This window comes from Tenacibaculum profundi, from assembly GCF_052050075.1.
Taxonomy (GTDB): Bacteria; Bacteroidota; Bacteroidia; order Flavobacteriales; family Flavobacteriaceae; genus Polaribacter.
The window spans coordinates 57,673-80,299 of sequence record NZ_CP197225.1; the positions used below are offsets into that span (position 1 = coordinate 57,673).

A 22,627-nucleotide genomic window follows, 5' to 3' on the forward strand; every position below is an offset into this window, starting at 1 on the left:
TTCTGCCCTCCTATAAATGCAACTAATGCCTCGATTTCTTCAAATCATGTTGGATCACATACTATTGATTTTGATAAGCCAGTATTGAATCCTCGTTTAATGATAAGTTCAATGAATACAGGAGCAACGTTCCCTCATGATGTAATTGTAATTCAAGGAGGCGTGGCTACCGTTCGAAATAATATTTCAGGTTGTGAGTGTGATGCTACAGTAATTTTCCCGGGTGTATATAATCAAATTACTTGGACTGGTGGAGGTAACGAAAATAGTATGAGTATTAGTGTGACTCTTGAAAACGTCATGTCAACAGGCACCGTTCCTTATATTCAAACGGATATTACCTTAGGAGAGTGTATCGATATTGTTACAGATCAAGATACTGATGGTGATTCTATTCCTGATAGACTAGATTTAGATTCTGATGGTGATGGTTGTTCGGATAGTGTAGAATCAGGAAATATCTCAATAGCTAGTAATGACATTGCTAATTATAATACAGGTACTGATGCCAATATGAATGGTTTGTTAGATGAATTTGAAGATGGAGCAACAGGTAGCATAAACTATACTTCAACTTATGAACAATATGCCTTAAGTGATTTCTTAAACTTTTGTGTAGACACTGATGGAGATGGAATTAATGATTTAGTTGACTTAGATGATGATAATGATGGTGTTTTAGATGCCACAGAATCTCCAAATTGTTACTATACATTATCTGAAATAGCAGTACCTTCTGAGGTTACTACGGAGTTAACTACCAGATCAAATGAAGGAATTGAGAGAAGTTTTGATAATGATTTAGCTACTTATTCATCTTTTAATCCAACACAAAATATTGTCAATATTACACTATTTGAAATAACCCCAGTAGCACCAATTGCTATTAATGCAATTAATTTTGAAATGGTTAGCTGGTACATGACTACTAATGCGAGTTCTGAGGTTAAACTTCAAGGCTATGATGGAAGTACATGGATTGATTTATCATTGGCAGAAGCGCATAATACCATAGCCAATGGAGTTGATACTTTTATAAATACGATCCACCCGAATACGGTTTATGAAAAGTATAGAATTTATGGTGTTGCAGGAACCAATTATTACAGTGGGGTTAAAGAGATCACATTCGATATAAATAATTTTATTTCTGAGTTATATCCTAAACCTACCTGTTCTTCAGATACTGATGGAGATTCAGTTTACAATCATTTAGATTTAGATAGCGATGGAGACGGTTGTAGTGATGGTGTAGAAGCAGGAAATACCTCTATTTCAAATAACGATGTTACAAATTACAATACAGGAAGCGATTCAAATCAAAATGGCTTATTAGATCAGTTTGAAGAGAGTACCACGGGTACAATCAATTATACGTCAAGCTATACAGAGTATGCCTTATCTGATTTCTTAAATTTTTGTGTAGATACAGATGGTGATGGAATTAATGATTTAATTGATTTAGATGATGATAACGATGGTGCGTTGGATGCAACAGAATCACCAGATTGTTACTATACTGCAGACGAGGTGGTCATTTCAAATGTTACAACCACGCTAACAAATTACAATACAAGCTCTTCTTATCAGTTTTCAGAATTGTATAATGGTATTTTAAATGACATAGCTTCCTATGGAGTGTACGATACAGATATTGCTGGTGAAACTGTTTATGAATTAGAAATGTTATTTCCAGTAGAATTATCTGAGATAGAAGTTATTTTCAATTATAGTATTTTTAGAACTACGGCCACCTTTAAATGGCAAGGGTATGATGGGACAAATTGGGTTGATGTAACAGGCGTTTTAAATGAAACAGAAACTACAAATAACACGTATACTTATTCTTTTAATGCAACAGGTAGTACTTATTCAAAATATCGTTTGTTGGGTATTTCAGGGAAAACCTATTATAACCGTATTTATGAAATCATACCTAAAGTTGATGCTAATGTATACCAATCTTCTTTGCATCCAAAATCGAGTTGTACCAATGATACAGATGAAGATTCAGTTTACAATCATTTAGATTTAGATAGTGATGGAGATGGCTGTTCCGATAGCGTAGAATCAGGGAATACTTTAGTAAATGATAACGATATTGCTAATTATAATTCAGGGGCAGATTCAAATCAAAATGGATTATTAGATCAGTTTGAAGATGGAACCTCAGGTACTATTAATTATACTTCTACCTATAATTATGCTAATTATAGCAACTTAAATGCCTGTTTAGATACCGACGGGGATGGTGTTGGTGATTTAATTGATATCGATGATGATAATGATGGGATCTTAGATATTGATGAGTTAGCTTGTGAAGCTTCAGGTATAAACGATTATATTGGACCAACCTATATAGAAAGTATATCTGTTGAAAATATTGGTACTATTAACAATACTGATGTAATTTTTCCAGATCATCTTATTGATGGGGATACTGTATTAGGTAATACCCATTGGATAGATATAAGCGGTGATGATTCTAACTATGATATACCAATTTTATATAATTTAACCTTGGTAGCCCCTCTTACGGTTACTGGTTTTTTAATTTATCAAGATTATGTAATTCCAGCAGATGGAATTGCTGAGGCAACTATTTTTATATATGATGAAAATAATTTTTTATTAGGAGAAGAATACCTATCAAGTATACCAAATGATCCAAATGGGGCAACCTATGTTGATTTTTCTAAATTGTATTATAATGTCAAAAGATTTGTAGTATCTCAAACTAAAACATTTCCTGGTGGTGGTGCAGGAAATACTACCCAAATTAGAGAAATGGGATTATTTTCTAGCTTTGTTTGTACAAATGATACTGATGATGATGGTATTTCAAATGCTTTAGATTTAGATAGTGATGGAGATGGATGTTCTGATAGTGTTGAAGCAGGTAATACCGCAATAGATGGCAATGACATTGCTAACTATAATTCTGGTACAGATGCAAATTCAAATGGATTGTTAGATCAGTTTGAAGACGGTAATACGGGTAACATAAACTATAGCTCGACCTATTTGCAATATGGAGTCAGAGATTTCTTAAATTTTTGTATGGATACTGATGGAGATGGAATTAATGATTTAATTGACTTAGATGATGATAATGATGGTGTTTTAGATGCCACAGAATCTCCAAATTGTTACTATACATTATCTGAAATAGCAGTACCTTCTGAGGTTACTACCGAGTTAACCACCAGATCAAACGAAGGAATTGAAAGAAGTTTTGATAACGATTTAGCTACTTATTCATCATTCAATCCAACACAAAATATTGTTAACGTTACGCTTTTTGAAATTACACCAGTAGCACCAATTGCTATCAACGCAATTAATTTTGAAATGGTGAACTGGTATATGACAAGTAATGCGAGCTCTACGGTTAAACTTCAAGGCTATGATGGAAGTATATGGATTGATTTATCATTAGCAAAAGCGCATAATACGGTTTCCAATGGAACTGATACTTTTATAAATACCATCAATCCAAATACTGTTTATGAAAAATATAGAGTTTATGGTGTTGCGGGAACTAATTATTACAGTGGGGTCAAAGAGATCACATTCGATATAAATAATTTTATTTCTGAGTTATATCCTAAACCTACCTGTTCTTCAGATACTGATGGAGATTCAGTTTACAATCATTTAGATTTAGATAGCGATGGAGACGGTTGTAGTGATGGTGTAGAAGCAGGAAATACATCTATCTCAAATAATGATTTAATTAGTTACAATCTAGGAGCTGACGCAAACAGTAATGGGTTACTCGATCAGTTTGAAGATGGTATTACAGGAAATATAAATTATATTTCTACTTATGAATCATTTGCATTGGATGCTAGTACTAATGCATGTACAGATACTGATGGAGATGGAATTAATGATTTGGTTGATATTGATGATGATAATGATGGAGTATTAGATACAGATGAACAGAATTGTAATGTATTGGAAGTTACAAAATCAGGAGATATAACTTGGCATGGAACAGCTGAATCCAATGTGCAATCGCCTATTTCAACAACTTTATCAGTTACAGGAACTGCATGGTCAACTGCTTACTCTGATCAAATTTTCACTTTACCATTAGTAATAGAAGGTACTGTTACATCAGCATCTAATGGAATGATAGGTTTTTTACCAGTTAGCGGAACAGAAATTACAGGTTCAAATTGGGATGATGGAGGATATAAATTCCAATTTGATGCGTCTAATGGAATGTATGTTCGCCACGGAACCGCAGTTAGTGGATGGCATGGTCCTTCGATTTTAGGAACTACATTTAGGTTAGAAGTAGATGTTGCAGGAAATATGAGTTATATTCATAATGGAACGATTGTTTACACTGGTATAGTTCCATTGGAAGATTATAAAATAACTATTTCAACGGGACCTTTTAATATTGAAAATTTTACAGTTTCAGATAAATCAACTACCTGTTCCGATATCGATAATGATGGAGATACGATTCCAGATCATCTCGATTTAGATAGTGATGATGATGGTTGCTCCGATGATGTTGAAGCAGGTAATACCTTTGCAACAGAAAATGATACTGTTGGATATAATACTGGAATTGATGCCAATAAAAACGGATTATTAGATCAATTTGAGGAAGGAGTGTCAGGAAATATTAATTATGTTTCTACTTACAGCCAATATGCATTAGATGATGCTCAAAATTTATGTAATGATTGGGATGGAGATGGTATTGGAGATATTATTGATGTGGATGATGATAATGACGGAATTTTTGATACAGATGAAAGAAATTGTAACCCAATAGCATCAACAAATCCAGAAAATTTGTCTTGGCACGGAGCAGCTGCTTTAGATATCACCGCTCCAATAACGACTAGGCTACAAGTTGATGGAGCAGCTTGGGCAACGGCTTATTCCGATCAAACCTTTACCTTACCAATCATAATGGAAGGAACCATAACTAATGCAGGAAACGGAATGATAGGCTTTTTCCCCGTTAGTGGAACGGAAATTACAGGAAATAACTGGGATGATGGTGGATACAAGTTTCAATTCGACTCAGCGAATGGGATGTACATACGTCATGGAGCTGCGAATAGCGGTTGGTACGGACCATCTATTATTGGAGCTACCTTTAGATTGGAAGTAGACGAATTGGGAAATATGACATATACCCATAATGGAACTACGGTGTATACAGGTACTGTTCCTCTGGAAAACTATAAGATAACCGTAACACGTGGTGGCTTTACTATAGAGAATTACACGGTATCTGGAAGACTAGAAGGATGTTTCGATATTGATAGTGATGGGGATACAATTCCTGATTATTTAGATTTGGATAGTGATAATGATGGGTGTTCTGATGCCAATGAAGCCTATGGAAACCTTGTCGATGGAAGTGATGGAGGGCAGTACGGAACTGGAGATCCTCTTACTGTAGCAGGAGGTCAAGTAAATTCTGACGGGTCTGTTATTGGTGCTTCTTATACGACAGGAGTAGTCATTGCAGTTACGGATGACACAATATCAATTGTTTGCCCAGATGATATCGACAAAGATGGCGTTATTGATGTTATAGATTTAGATAATGATAATGATGGTATTTTAGATGTTGATGAAAAATCATTGACATCTTTTGTTACAGAATCAAGTGGGAATTGGAGTTTGTCAACTGGTTTTTTAACTGGTTTTGGAAATTATAATTGTTGTGGAGTATCAGCTACAGAAGGTACAGATATTTTACATTGGAATAGTAGTAATACAAATTCGGTTGGGACGGCTTTTATTGATTTAGGAAGTTTTAATGTAGCTGGTGAATATAAGGTTTTGGTTGATATTATGAATTTTAATAATCAAGGATATCCTACGAACATCAATTCAGGTCTCACTCAAAATGGATCGTCAGGCGATTCTCCTGGTGATATTATCTTGGATCAAACCTCTAGAACTCCAGTTCCTGTAAGTGGTCAAACACTTACTTGGGAATATACAATAATTTTAAATCCTGGAGATCCTCGCATAGGGACTAATTTAGGATTTTATTTTAATATCGATTTTAACGGACAACCTAATAATTTAGGAATAGATAATTTAAGAGTTTACAGTCCGATAGATACAGATGGAGATGGGATATACGATCACTTAGACACCGATAGTGATAACGATGGTTGTTTTGATGCATTGGAAGGAGCAGGAAGTTATGTATATACACAACTGTCATCAGGAGCATTTACAGGAGGAGTAGATGCTAATGGTGTTCCTTCAGTAACTTCTGGAGGTCAATCTACCGCAGCTCCAGTTACTGATAGTTCTGATAGTATATCATGTTGTGATGTTTCTATTTCTGGTTTTGCAGATAATGATTCAGATGGTGTAGCTGATTCCTGTGATTTGGATAATGATAATGATGGGATATTAGATGCTGTTGAAAATAAAGGATCATGTATTATAACGGATGTAGGTAGTAGTAGTGGAGATACGACAGGTTCTTACTTAAATGATTTTGGCGAAATAGTCAATTATACTGCGACTTCTCCTGGTCCGTATTTGATTGGGAATAGTTGTTTGTCAGGTGCTGGTCGTGATTGTTCAGGAGAAGATTATACCTCCGTTGTTGGTGCTACGAATATTAATATAGGTAGAACTTTTACAGTAACTTTTGATAGGGTTGTAAATGAAGTTACTTTTATTATGGGATGTATGGAGGATACAGAAAGTGGAGATTTCATTACAAATACAACAGGAAGCCAATCTGTAATATCTAATTGTCCTAGCGAGACTACTATCGTTAATAATAGTTCTGTTAATACTTCTGTATCACATAGCTCAATGTCTACGGTAGAATTAACCCTTTCTTCAGTAGTTGGTTTTACAGAAGTTTCTTATACAGTTACATCTACTAATCATGGTACTGTAAACATGAAAATTTGTTCTTCAGTAGATACAGATGGAGATGGAATACAAGACTATCTTGATTTAGATAGTGATAACGATGGCTGTTATGATGTTTTAGAATCAGGAGGAACCGATGGCGATTCTGATGGATACTTAGACGGAACAGGATTTGATGGTAATGGACAAGTTACCGGAGGAACAGGAGGTTATGATGGTTTAACGGGTAACGAAATAGAAGCCAGTAGTTTACAAGTAGATACCCAACCTAGCGATACCACCATCTGTTTAGGTGAGAATGTAACCTTTACGGGAGCAGCTTCCTCTTTAAGTACAACGACATTTACAGGTACAGCACCGGCAACCATACCAGATTATAGCGGAAGTACACCCAATACTGCAGATTTAGTATATCAATGGCAAGAACAATTAAATACTAGTAGCTCATGGACTAATATTCCTAACGGAGGAATTTATAGCAATGCAACAACAGCAAGTTTAACTTTAACGAATCCTTTGGTAGGAGCTTCGAATAATAAATACAGATTGTTAGTAACCAGTACAAAAAACGGATGTGCTAGTGTAACGACTTCGGAAGCTACTTTAATTATAAATGATGTAACAGGTGGAACTGTTGGATCAAATCAAACAATTTGTTTAGGAGATGATCCGGTCGCCTTTACAGAAACAGTAGCTTCCACAGGAAGCGGAACTTTGAGTTATCAATGGGAAAGTAGCACCGACGGATCTATCTTTACACCTATTGGAGGAGCTACTAATGCCACGTATGATGCAGGAGTGCTTACTCAGACCATGTGGTATAGAAGAGAAGTATCTTCTTTACTTAATGGAGTTACTTGTACTGCCTTAAGCAATGTTGTACAAATTACTGTAGATCCAGTTCCGACGATTAGCATTGATGATGTTACGGTTGCTGAAGGAACCATAGCAAATTTTACAGCTACTATAAGCCAAGCGATAGCCTGTGATGTTACTTTTGATGTAACTACGAGTGATGGCACGGCAATGGGAGGAAGTGATTACACATCACAAACGAGTCAAAGTTACACGATTACCGCAGGAAATACTACGGTAACGATTCCAGTAGTAACGACTAATGATAGTACGTATGAACCAACGAATGAAACGTATACAGTAACATTGAGTAATGTTCAGACAGGAACGGGAACTTTAATTACAACAACTGACTTGGTAGGATCCGGAACGATTACCGATTTAGGCGATAGTGCTCCAACGATTAGTATCGATGATATTACAGTTGTCGAAGGAAGTACAGCAAACTTTACGGCTACCTTAAGTCATCCCTCCCAATATGATGTTACTTTTGATGTAAGCACGAGTGATGGCTCGGCCACCGCAGGCGATGATTATACATCACAAAGTAGTCAAAGTTATACGATTCCAGCCGGAAGTACCACAGTAACGATTCCGGTGGTAACGATCAATGACACTACCTACGAGCCAACCAATGAGACCTATACTGTTACGATGAGTAATGTAAGTATTGGTTCAACTCCAGCAGAGGCCATTACAACAACTGACTTGGTAGGATCCGGAACGATTACCGATTTAGGTGATAGTGCTCCAACGATTAGTATCGATGATATTACAGTTGCCGAAGGAAGTACAGCAAACTTTACGGCTACTTTAAGTAATGCTGCTCAGTATGATGTTACTTTTGATGTAAGTACGAGTGATGGCTCGGCCACCGCAGGCGATGATTATTCATCACAAAGTAGTGTACTTTATACGATTTTAGCCGGAAGTACCACAGTAACGATTCCGGTGGTAACGATCAATGATACTACCTACGAGCCAACTAATGAGACCTATACTGTTACGATGAGTAACGTGAGTATTGGTTCAACTCCAGCAGAGGCCATTACAACAACGGACTTGGTAGGATCCGGAACGATTACCGATTTAGGTGATAGTGCTCCAACGATTAGTATCGATGATATTACAGTTGCCGAAGGAAGTACAGCAAACTTTACGGCTACCTTAAGTCATCCTTCCCAATATGATGTTACTTTTGATGTAAGCACGAGTGATGGCTCGGCCACCGCAGTCGATGATTATACATCACAAAGTAGTGTACTTTATACGATTTTAGCCGGAAGTACCACAGTAACGATTCCGGTGGTAACGATCAATGATACTACCTACGAGCCAACTGATGAGACCTATACTGTTACGATGAGTAATGTAAGTATTGGTTCAACTCCAGCAGAGGCCATTACAACAACGGACTTGGTAGGATCCGGAACGATTACCGATTTAGGTGATAGTGCTCCAACGATTAGTATCGATGATATTACAGTTGCCGAAGGAAGTACAGCAAACTTTACGGCTACCTTAAGTCATCCCTCCCAATATGATGTTACTTTTGATGTAAGCACGAGTGATGGCTCGGCCACCGCAGGCGATGATTATACATCACAAAGTAGTGTACGTTATACGATTCCAGTAGGAAGTACTACGGTAATTATTCCAGTAGCAACGACTGATGATAGTACGTATGAGCCAACTAATGAGACCTATACTGTTACGATGAGTAACGTGAGTATTGGTTCAACTCCAGCAGAGGCCATTACAACAACGGACTTGGTAGGATCCGGAACGATTACCGATTTAGGTGATAGTGCTCCAACGATTAGTATCGATGATATTACAGTTGCCGAAGGAAGTACAGCAAACTTTACGGCTACCTTAAGTCATCCCTCCCAATATGATGTTACTTTTGATGTAAGCACGAGTGATGGCTCGGCCACCGCAGGCGATGATTATACAGCCCAAAGTAGTGTACGTTATACGATTCCAGCCGGAAGTACCACAGTAACGATTCCGGTGGTAACGATCAATGACACTACCTACGAGCCAACCAATGAGACCTATACTGTTACGATGAGTAACGTAAGTATTGGTTCAACTCCAGCAGAGGCCATTACCACGACAGATTTGGTAGGATCCGGAACGATTACCGATTTAGGTGATAATGCTCCAACGATTAGTATCGATGATATTACAGTTGCCGAAGGAAGTACAGCAAACTTTACGGCTACCTTAAGTCATCCCTCCCAATATGATGTTACTTTTGATGTAAGCACGAGTGATGGCTCGGCCACCGCAGGCGATGATTATACAGCCCAAAGTAGTGTACGTTATACGATTCCAGCAGGAAGTACTACGGTAATTATTCCAGTAGCAACGACTGATGATAGTACGTATGAGCCAACTAATGAGACCTATACTGTTACGATGAGTAACGTGAGTATTGGTTCAACTCTAGCAGAGGCCATTACAACAACGGACTTGGTAGGATCCGGAACGATTACCGATTTAGGTGATAGTGCTCCAACGATTAGTATCGATGATATTACAGTTGCCGAAGGAAGTACAGCAAACTTTACGGCTACCTTAAGTCATCCCTCCCAATATGATGTTACTTTTGATGTAAGCACGAGTGATGGCTCGGCCACCGCAGGCGATGATTATACAGCCCAAAGTAGTGTACGTTATACGATTCCAGCCGGAAGTACCACAGTAACGATTCCGGTGGTAACGATCAATGACACTACCTACGAGCCAACCAATGAGACCTATACTGTTACAATGAGTAACGTAAGTATTGGTTCAACTCCAGCAGAGGCCATTACAACAACTGACTTGGTAGGATCCGGAACGATTACCGATTTAGGTGATAGTGCTCCAACGATTAGTATCGATGATATTACAGTTGCCGAAGGAAGTACAGCAAACTTTACGGCTACCTTAAGTCATCCCTCCCAATATGATGTTACTTTTGATGTAAGCACGAGTGATGGCTCGGCCACCGCAGGCGATGATTATACGTCACAAACGAGTCAGATATATACAATTACCGCAGGAAGTACCACAGTAACGATTCCGGTGGTAACGATCAATGATACTACGTATGAGCCAACTGATGAGACCTATACTGTTACGATGAGTAATGTAAGTATTGGTTCAACTCCAGCAGAGGCTATTACAACAACTGACTTGGTAGGATCCGGAACGATTACCGATTTAGGTGATAGTGCTCCAACGATTAGTATCGATGATATTACAGTTGCCGAAGGAAGTATAGCAAACTTTACGGCTACCTTAAGTCATCCCTCCCAATATGATGTTACTTTTGATGTAAGCACGAGTGATGGCTCGGCCACCGCAGGCGATGATTATACATCACAAAGTAGTGTACGTTATACGATTCCAGCCGGAAGTACCACAGTAATGATTCCGGTGGTAACGATCAATGACACTACCTACGAGCCAACCAATGAGACCTATACTGTTACGATGAGTAATGTAAGTATTGGTTCAACTCCAGCAGAGGCCATTACAACAACTGACTTGGTAGGATCCGGAACGATTACCGATTTAGGTGATAGTGCTCCAACGATTAGTATCGATGATATTACAGTTGCCGAAGGAAGTACAGCAAACTTTACGGCTACCTTAAGTCATCCCTCCCAATATGATGTTACTTTTGATGTAAGCACGAGTGATGGCTCGGCCACCGCAGGCGATGATTATACAGCTCAAAGTAGTATTCTTTATACGATTCCAGCCGGAAGTACCACAGTAACGATTCCGGTGGTAACGACTGATGATAGTACGTATGAGCCAACCAATGAGACCTATACTGTTACGATGAGTAACGTGAGTATTGGTTCAACTCCAGTAGAGGCCATTACAACAACTGACTTGGTAGGATCCGGAACGATTACCGATTTAGGTGATAGTGCTCCAACGATTAGTATCGATGATATTACAGTTGCCGAAGGAAGTACAGTAAACTTTACGGCTACTTTAAGTCATCCCTCCCAATATGATGTTACTTTTGATGTAAGCACGAGTGATGGCTCGGCCACCGCAGGCGATGATTATACATCACAAAGTAGTCAAAGTTATACGATTTTAGCCGGAAGTACCACAGTAACGATTCCGGTAGTAACGATCAATGATACTACCTACGAGCCAACCAATGAGACCTATACTGTTACGATGAGTAACGTGAGTATTGGTTCAACTCCAGCAGAGGCCATTACCACGACAGATTTGGTAGGATCCGGAACGATTACCGATTTAGGTGATAGTGCTCCAACGATTAGTATCGATGATATTACAGTTGCCGAAGGAAGTACAGCAAACTTTACGGCTACTTTAAGTCATCCCTCCCAATATGATGTTACTTTTGATGTAAGTACGAGTGATGGCTCGGCCACTGCAAGCGATGATTATACGTCACAAACGAGTCAGATATATACAATTACCGCAGGAAGTACCACGGTTACGATTCCAGTTGTAACGATTAATGATACTACCTACGAGCCAACCAATGAGACCTATACTGTTACGATGAGTAACGTGAGTATTGGTTCAACTCCAGCAGAGGCCATTACAACAACTGACTTGGTAGGATCCGGAACGATTACCGATTTAGGCGATAGTGCTCCAACGATTAGTATCGATGATATTACAGTTGCCGAAGGAAGTATAGCAAACTTTACGGCTACCTTAAGTCATCCCTCCCAATATGATGTTATTTTTGATGTAAGCACTAGTGATGGCTCGGCCACCGCAGGCGATGATTATACATCACAAAGTAGTGTACTTTATACGATTTTAGCCGGAAGTACCACAGTAACGATTCCGGTGGTAACGATCAATGACACTACCTACGAGCCAACCAATGAGACCTATACTGTTACGATGAGTAATGTGAGTATTGGTTCAACTCCAGCAGAGGCCATTACAACAACGGACTTGGTAGGATCCGGAACGATTACCGATTTAGGCGATAGTGCTCCAACGATTAGTATCGATGATATTATAGTTGCCGAAGGAAGTACAGCAAACTTTACGGCTACTTTAAGTAATCCTTCACAATATGATGTTACTTTTGATGTAAGCACGAGTGATGGCTCGGCCACCGCAGGCGATGATTATACAGCTCAAAGTAGTATTCTTTATACGATTCCAGCCGGAAGTACCGTAGTAACGATTCCGGTAGTAACGATCAATGACACTACCTACGAGCCAACTAATGAGACCTATACTGTTACGATGAGTAACGTAAGTATTGGTTCAACTCCAGCAGAGGCTATTACAACAACTGACTTGGTAGGATCCGGAACGATTACCGATTTAGGTGATAGTGCTCCAACGATTAGTATCGATGATATTACAGTTGCCGAAGGAAGTACAGCAAACTTTACCGCTATTTTAAGTAATCCTTCACAATATGATGTTACTTTTGATGTAAGTACGAGTGATGGCTCGGCCACCGCAGGCGATGATTATACATCACAAAGTAGTGTACTTTATACGATTTTAGCCGGAAGTACCACAGTAACGATTCCGGTGGTAACGATCAATGACACTACCTATGAGCCAACCAATGAGACCTATACTGTTACGATGAGTAACGTGAGTATTGGTTCAACTCCAGCAGAGGCCATTACCACGACAGATTTGGTAGGATCCGGAACGATTACCGATTTAGGTGATAGTGCTCCAACGATTAGTATCGATGATATTACAGTTGCCGAAGGAAGTACAGCAAACTTTACGGCTACCTTAAGTCATCCTTCACAATATGATGTTACTTTTGATGTAAGCACTAGTGATGGCTCGGCCACCGCAGGCGATGATTATACAGCCCAAAGTAGTGTACTTTATACGATTCCAGCCGGAAGTACCGTAGTAACGATTCCGGTGGTAACGATTAATGATACTACCTATGAGCCAACTAATGAGACCTATACTGTTACGATGAGTAACGTGAGTATTGGTTCAACTCCAGCAGAGGCCATTACAACAACGGACTTGGTAGGATCCGGAACGATTACCGATTTAGGTGATAGTGCTCCAACGATTAGTATCGATGATATTACAGTTGCCGAAGGAAGTACAGCAAACTTTACGGCTACTTTAAGTAATGCTGCTCAGTATGATGTTACTTTTGATGTAAGCACGAGTGATGGCTTTGCCACCGCAGGCGATGATTATACATCACAAAGTAGTGTACGTTATACGATTTTAGCCGGAAGTACCACAGTAACGATTCCGGTGGTAACGATTAATGATACTACCTATGAGCCAACTAATGAGACCTATACTGTTACGATGAGTAACGTGAGTATTGGTTCAACTCCAGCAGAGGCCATTACAACAACGGACTTGGTAGGATCCGGAACGATTACCGATTTAGGTGATAGTGCTCCAACGATTAGTATCGATGATATTACAGTTGCCGAAGGAAGTACAGCAAACTTTACGGCTACTTTAAGTAATGCTGCTCAGTATGATGTTACTTTTGATGTAAGCACGAGTGATGGCTCGGCCACCGCAGGCGATGATTATACATCACAAAGTAGTGTACTTTATACGATTTTAGCCGGAAGTACCACAGTAACGATTCCGGTAGTAACGACTGATGACACTACCTACGAGCCAACCAATGAGACCTATACTGTTACGATGAGTAACGTGAGTATTGGTTCAACTCCAGCAGAGGCTATTACAACAACTGACTTAGTAGGAGCCGGAACGATTACCGATTTAGGTGATAGTGCTCCAACGATTAGTATCGATGATATTACAGTTGCCGAAGGAAGTACAGCAAACTTTACGGCTACCTTAAGCAACCCCTCCCAATATGATGTTACTTTTGATGTAAGCACGAGTGATGGCTCGGCCACCGCAAGCGATGATTATACATCACAAAGTAGTGTACGTTATACGATTCTAGCAGGAAGTACCACTGTAATGATTCCGGTGGTAACGATCAATGATACTACGTATGAGCCAACCAATGAGACCTATACTGTTACGATGAGTAATGTAAGTATTGGTTCAACTCCAGCAGAGGCCATTACAACAACTGACTTGGTAGGATCCGGAACGATTACCGATTTAGGTGATAATGCTCCAACGATTAGTATCGATGATATTACAGTTGCCGAAGGAAGTATAGCAAACTTTACGGCTACTTTAAGTAATGCATCGCAGTACGATGTAACGTTTGATGTTTCAACCAATGATTTAACTGCTACATTTGGAACCGATTATTTACAACAAATCAATGTAAGTTATACAATACCTGAAGGAAGTACAACAGTTATTATTCCAATAACAACTATTGACAATAATGTTTATGAGACAACAGAAACTTATGAAGTCTTATTGAGTAATGTTTTTATAGGTTCCCCAAGTCCCGAGGCGATAACTATGACAGATTTAGTTGGTGGAGGAACAATTACAGATAATGATGTAAACAATCCATGTTTACCAGATTCAACAGATACTGATGGCGATGGTTATTGTGATGCTATAGATCCAGGTCCCAATGATCCTTGTATTCCCGATAATACCGATGCTGATAATGATGGCGTTTGTGATACGGTTGATCCAGATCCAAGTGATCCATGTATTCCTGACAATACCGATGCTGACAATGACGGTGTATGTGATACAGTAGATCCGAATCCAAGCGATCCCTGTATACCAGATGCTACCGATGCCGATGGTGACGGTTATTGTGATACAGTAGATCCGAATCCGAGTGATCCTTGTATACCAGATAGTACGGATGCTGATAATGATGGCGTTTGTGATACGATAGATCCAAATCCTACAGATCCTTGCGTTCCTGATAATACCGATGCTGATAATGATGGCGTTTGTGACACGGTAGATCCAAACCCGAGTGATTCTTGTGTTCCCAAAAGTACTGACACAGATGGTGATGGTTATTGTGATATTGTTGATCCAGGTCCCAATGATCCGTGTATACCAGATGCGACTGATAGTGATGGCGATGGTTATTGTGATACTGTTGATCCAGGTCCCAATGATCCGTGTATTCCAGACGCTATAGATGCCGATGGCGATGGCGTTTGTGATACTGTAGATCCAGAAGTTGTAACACCTTGTAGCTCTCTTGATTTAGATAGCGATGGCGACGGGATATGCGATAGTGTTGATCCTAACCCAACAAATCCATGCGTTCCCAATGGAGCAGATAGTGATGGCGATGGCGTTTGTGATATTATAGATCCAAATCCAAGTGATCCATGTGATCCCAATTCATTAGATGAAGATGGCGATGGTTATTGTGACACGGTAGATCCAAATCCCACAGATCCATGTATACCAGATGCGACAGATGCTGATGGTGATGGCGTTTGTGATACGATAGACCCAAATCCCAATGATCCATGTAATCCAAATTCTATGGATGAAGATGGTGATGGTTATTGTGATACTATAGACCCGAATCCCACTGATCCCTGTATACCAGATGCTACAGATGCTGATGGTGATGGCGTTTGTGATACCATAGATCCGAATCCGAATGATCCATGTGATTCAGATAGTGCAGATAGTGATGGTGATGGTTATTGTGATACTGTAGATCCCAATCCCACAGATCCCTGTATTCCAGATGCCAGGGATGCAGATGGCGATGGAATCTGTGATACGATAGACCCAAATCCAAATGAGTCATGTGATCCGAATTCAGTTGATGCTGATAATGATGGCGTTTGTGATACGGTTGATCCAGATCCAAGTGATCCCTGTATACCGAATGCTACAGATGCCGATGGTGACGGCGTTTGTGATACGGTTGATCCAAATCCAAATGATCCCTGCATTCCTACTGGAAGTGATATAGATGGTGATGGCATTTGTGATGTTGTTGATCCGATAGTCACTGACCCCTGTCCTGTAGGAGCTCCAGATAGCGATGGTGATGGTGTTTGTGATACGGTTGATCCAGATCCAAGCGATCCCTGTATACCAGATGCTACCGATGCCGATGGTGATGGCGTTTGTGATACGGTTGATCCAGATCCAAATGATCCCTGTATACCCGATAATACAGATGCCGATGCAGATGGTGTTTGTGATACGGTTGATCCAGATCCAGGTAATCCATGTATCCCAAATAGTCATGATGAAGATATGGATGGTGTTTGCGATACTATAGATCCCGATATAACAGAACCTTGTGTGCCTGATAGCGCCGATAGTGATGGTGATGGTATTTGTGATGTCATAGACCCAAATCCGAGTGATCCTTGTATTCCAAATAGTAACGATGAAGATATGGATGGCGTTTGTGATACAGTTGATCCAGATCCCACAGATCCATGTGTTCCAAATAATACAGATGCTGATAATGATGGGGTCTGTGATGTAATAGATCCAGATCCAGGTAATCCATGTATTCCCAATAGTCATGATGAAGATATGGATGGTGTTTGCGATACAGTAGATCCCGATATAACAGACCCATGTATTCCAGATAACACAGATGCAGATGGTGATGGGGTCTGTGATGTAATAGATCCAGATCCAAGTAATCCATGTATTCCAGACAATACAGACAGTGATGGTGATGGTACTTGTGATATTTTGGATGTTGTGCCTAATGATTCTTGTATGCCAGATCTATTTGCTATAGGAACAGCAGACTGTGATGGTGATGGTATTAGTAATGCTGATGAATACGATTCGAATGGTGACGGCAGTGGTCCTGATGATCAGGATGGTGATGGAATATTAGATGTATTAGATATCGATGATGATGGTGATGGTATTTTAACTAGCGTAGAAGTAGGAGATGATAGAACGAATCCTGACGATACTGATGGTGATGGAGTTCCTGATTACCAAGATTTGGATAGTGATAATGATGGTATTTCTGATTTAGTAGAAGGAGGAGGAGATTCTAATTTGGATGCTAATAATGATGGTGTTATTGATGATCAAACAGATAGTGATAATGATGGCTTACCCGATTTGGTTGATTCAGATAATGGAGGCACAGTTTCCAATACTCCTGATACTGATGGCGATGGTGTTCCAGATTATCAAGATTTAGATAGTGATGGTGACGGAATTAATGATGTTATTGAAGCAGGCGGAGCTGATACTAACAATGACGGTCAAATAGATACCGGTAATTTGATTGATGGTAATACCTTACCAGATGAAGATGGCGATGGAACTCCAGATGTAGAGGAACCGAATAATCCAGACCTACAAGGAAGTTTAGATACAGATGGGGATGGCGTTATCGATGACCAAACCGATAGTGATGGGGATGGTATTTCAGATTCGGTTGATGGTTTAGGTGGCTTTGGTGATGCCTTGACAACGGATACAGATGGCGATGGTGTAGAAGATTTATATGATCTGGATGATGATAATGATGGTATTTTGGATGTTGTAGAACAGTTAGGTGACGAAAATAGAGATACTGATAATGACGGTGTTCCAGATCATTTAGATTTAGATAGTGATGGTGATGGAATTTTAGATTTAGTAGAAAGTGGGCAGAATGCGATTATACTTGATGCCAATAGTGATGGTGTTTTAGATAGTACAACAGATGCCGATAACGATGGTATTATTGATACAGCAGACAATGATGACTTAGATGTATCTGCAGGAGGAATTACTGTCCCCACTGATACAGATGGTGATGGCATATCAGATTTCCAAGATTTAGATAGTGATAATGATGGTATTTCAGATTTAGTAGAAAGTGGTACAGATATATCATTAGATATTGATGGAGATGGCGTTATCGATGATCAAAGTGATACTGATGGCGATGGTTTAGCTGACGTTGTAGATCCAAATCGAGGAGGAACAAGCCCTGGTATTCCAGATACAGATACTGATGGTATTCCAGATTATCAGGATATAGATAGTGATGATGATGGCGTTACGGATTTACAAGAAGGAGGCAGTGATCCATTATTGGATCTTGATGGTGATGGTATACTAGATACTTTCCTTGACAGTGATGGCGATGGTATGTTAGACTCAGTAGATCCTGATACTAATGGAGATGTGCCAGATACTCCAGATTTTGATGGTGATGGTTTACCAGATTACCAAGATATCGATGATGATGATGATGGTATTTTAACGATTTTAGAAGATGTTGATGGCGATGGTAATTTAAGTAACGACGATAGTGATGGCGATGGACTTCCCGACTATTTAGATATCGACGATGATGGTGATGGTATAGCCACGATTGATGAGTCAGCAGATCAAAATGGCGATGGAGGTCCAGAGGATGCATTGGATACAGATGAAGATGGAACTCCAGATTATTTAGACCCAGATACACTACCATGTTTGACGGTTTATAATGAGTTTACTCCCAATGGTGATGGTGCTAATGATACCTTCGTAATTTCTTGTATAGGGGAGGAACGTTATAAGCACAATCGATTAGAGATTTATAATCGTTGGGGGGTATTGGTTTATAGCAAGAATCGATATGATAATAGTTGGTCGGGAGAATCTACAGGTCGATTTAGCATCCAAGTAAAAAAGCAATTACCATCAGGTACTTATTATTATGTATTGGATTTAGGGACTGGAGCTAGTCCAAGGATTGGTTGGCTATATATCAATAGGGAATAAATTATAAAAGTGTTTTTCTTTAGTTATTATAACTAAAAGCATATGTAATTATATTAAGTGCATTTAGCATATCATTTGTTTAAATGCACTTAATTTTATTTAAATCTCCTATACTACATGCTAGATGAATTGGTCATTATTAACGATATTCTGTTTAACATCTTAAAAAGAAGTTTAGTCTAAAGGTATAGTTATCATGCCGTCATAACTTATAATTATATTGGTTAAAGAATTACCTTAGTTTACATACGGGTAGGGGTATTTTAAACAAACATATAATAAATAATAATCGAGACGTGTAGTATAATTATAAACCCCTAAAGTATACGAAGATGAATAAGATAGTACAGAACCTTATAATGCTAGGCCTTTTATTTACAGGCGCTACCCTTTATAGTCAACAAGATCCACATTATACACAGTACATGTTTAATACGATGAGTGTTAATCCTGCTTATGTAGGCTCTAAGGGACATGGAGTTATCAATTTATTAGGCCGAGTCCAATGGGTTGGTATTGAAGGCGCTCCTCAGACGTTTAATTTAAGTTATGATACTCCATTAGGCTATAGTGGAGTTGGTTTAGGTATCAATTTGGTAAATGATGTTATAGGTCCTTCACGTGAAACTTATATAGATGCGAATGTATCTTATACAGTGCGGACTTCTAAGGAAGGTAATTTATCTTTTGGCTTGAAACTAGGTGGAAGGTTATTCAATATAGATTGGACTAAGGGGATTTACAGAGATAAGGGCGATGAACAATTATCAGTTCCTATTAATAGATTTTTACCAACGATAGGAGCAGGTGTTTATTATTATACGAATAAATGGTATTTAGGTTTGGCTGTTCCTAATATTTTACGGACAGAACATTATGATGACACTTTAGCTGGAGGTAGTGTTGCCGTTGAGCGTATGCATTACTTTTTTATAGCGGGTTATGTTTTCGCTTTAAGTAAAAGTGTCAAGTTTAAACCAGCTTTACTAACTAAGGTTGTTAGTGGGGCACCATTGTCATTAGATGTTTCAGCTAACTTTTTATTCAATGAGAAGTTTCGCGCAGGTATTGCATGGCGTTGGGATGATTCGATTAGTGCTTTGTTAGGTTTTCAAGTAAGCAGATCATTATCTTTAGGTTATGCTTATGATTTAACAACATCGAATTATAGTAATTATAATTCGGGTACCCATGAATTCTTATTGCGTTATGAGTTATTTAGACCTCAAACGGTGAAATCACCCAGATTTTTTTAACATAATATAATAATTACAAAAACAGGAGATTATGAAACGGATTATAGTTATACTATTATTAGTTGTTTTTTTTAGCAGTTATGGTCAACGACGTTATGCTGCTGATCGTTACTTTGAAGAGTATGCTTACAGTAAATCAGCGGAGTTATATCAAGGACTTTATGATAAAGGAGATCGTTCTTATGAAGTTATTAGTAAGTTGGCAGATTCTTATTATTTTATTTCATCATATGCTCAGGCGTCTAATTTTTACGAAGTTTTAATGTCTGACTATCAGGGAGTAGCTTCTCCGGAGCATTTATTTCGATATTCACAAGTGTTAAAGAGTACAGGAAACACGATAGATTCCGATAAGTGGTTGTTGAAGTTAAAAAATTTAAAGAGTGATGATAGTAGGGTTATATCATTAGAGGGTAATACGAGTTATTTTTCAGACTATACCAATCGTCCTAAGACATATATTCATATTGAAAATATAGCTGTTAATACAAGATATTCAGATTTTGGAGGTTTTGTTCATGATGGGTATTTATATTTTTCATCCACCCAACCCGATTCGGATAATAAGAAGTTATACAAGTGGAATAATCAACCTTATTTAAATATTTATAGGTCATTAGAGGATCCGTTAAAAGAAGGAGCTAGTTTAAATGTTGGATCCTCTGAGAAGTTGAGTTCTTTAAGTAGTTCCCTTCACGAGTCCAATGCAATTATCAATAAAGAAGGTACGATTATTTATTTTACAAGAGATAACACTTCAGGAGATAAGAGCAAGACCGCTAAATTGAAGATTTATAGAGGCTATAAACAGAATGATGGTAGTTGGGGAGCGATAGAAGAATTACCTTTCAATGATGATGATTACTCAGTGGGTCACCCTTCATTAAGTTTTGATGAAAGTACGCTTTATTTTGTGTCAGATATGCCAGGGGGCTTTGGTGAGACTGATTTATATAAAGTATCGATTTCATCAGATGGGAGTTATGGAGTTCCGGAGAACTTGGGAGGTATCATTAACACAGAAGGTAGAGAGATGTTTCCTTACATTGGTTCTAATAGCCGATTGTATTTTGCTTCAGACGGACATTTAGGGTTGGGCGCATTGGATGTTTTTGAGAGTAGTATTGAAGGATCAGATTACGAGAAACCGATGAATTTAGGATCTCCAATAAATGGTCCTATGGATGATTTTGGTTTTATTTTAGATGATGTTCGTAAAGCGGGTTATTTTTCATCAAACAGGGATGGCGGTAAAGGCGATGATGATATTTATAGTTTTCGTATCTATCAGTGTAAAGAGTCAATAAGTGGTATTATAAGTGATTCTGTTACAGGTTCTGCGATTTCAGGGGCTTCAGTTCGTTTGATAAATAATAAAGGAGAACCACTATCAGAGCAGTTAACAGATAGTAATGGGTCTTATAATTTTACAGAGCTTGATTGTGATCAAGATTTTACAGTAGTAGCATCACAGTCAGATTACAAGCAAGGACAATTAGAGCAATCCACACTTGATGAAGATAAGAAGTCGCTTGAGGTAAATATATCATTACGTTCGTTAATAGTTGATGATCAAATAGTTATTAATCCTATTTATTTTGATTATGGGTCAGCTGCTATCCGTGCAGATGCTGAGTATGAATTGGAACATATTGTTAGTGTAATGAATAGCCATCCTACGATGGTGATTTGTATTGAATCTCACACAGATAACAGGAGCTCAGTATTATTTAATCAACGATTATCACAGCAGAGGGCAAACGCTACACGATCATATCTTTTATCAAGAGGTATTACCCCTGATCGTATAGAAAGTGCGATAGGTTATGGAGAGAGCCAGCCTCAGAATGATTGCGGATCAAATTGTTCGGAAGAAGAACATGAGCAAAACAGAAGGTCTTATTTTTTTATAACAAAAGGATATAAAGGAATATAAGATAGTTAGGGTTATTTTTTAAAATGATTTTTGAGTATAATGATAATAA

Annotated in this window: 3 protein-coding genes (1 of these 3 cut by a window edge); all 3 read left to right on the forward strand. The window is 38.6% G+C overall.

Translation table 11 applies throughout. The features are described 5' to 3' along the window. On the forward strand, positions 1–19,386 hold the 3' portion of the coding sequence (locus ACSIGE_RS00185; RefSeq protein WP_440880785.1) for a Calx-beta domain-containing protein. It extends 18,378 nt beyond the left edge of the window; 19,386 of the gene's 37,764 nt are visible here — the last part of the coding sequence; its start codon lies off the left edge, out of view; the stop codon is at positions 19,384–19,386. A gap of 332 nt (positions 19,387–19,718) precedes the next feature. Beyond that, positions 19,719–20,642 carry a PorP/SprF family type IX secretion system membrane protein gene (locus ACSIGE_RS00190; protein ID WP_440880725.1) on the forward strand — a complete coding sequence of 308 codons (924 nt, stop codon included), beginning with the start codon at positions 19,719–19,721 and terminating at the stop codon, positions 20,640–20,642. Positions 20,643–20,673: 31 nt separating this feature from the next. After that, a complete protein-coding gene (locus tag ACSIGE_RS00195) occupies positions 20,674–22,578 on the forward strand; it encodes an OmpA family protein (RefSeq protein ID WP_440880726.1) in 1,905 nt (634 codons plus the stop codon). The last annotated feature ends 49 nt before the right edge of the window (positions 22,579–22,627 follow it).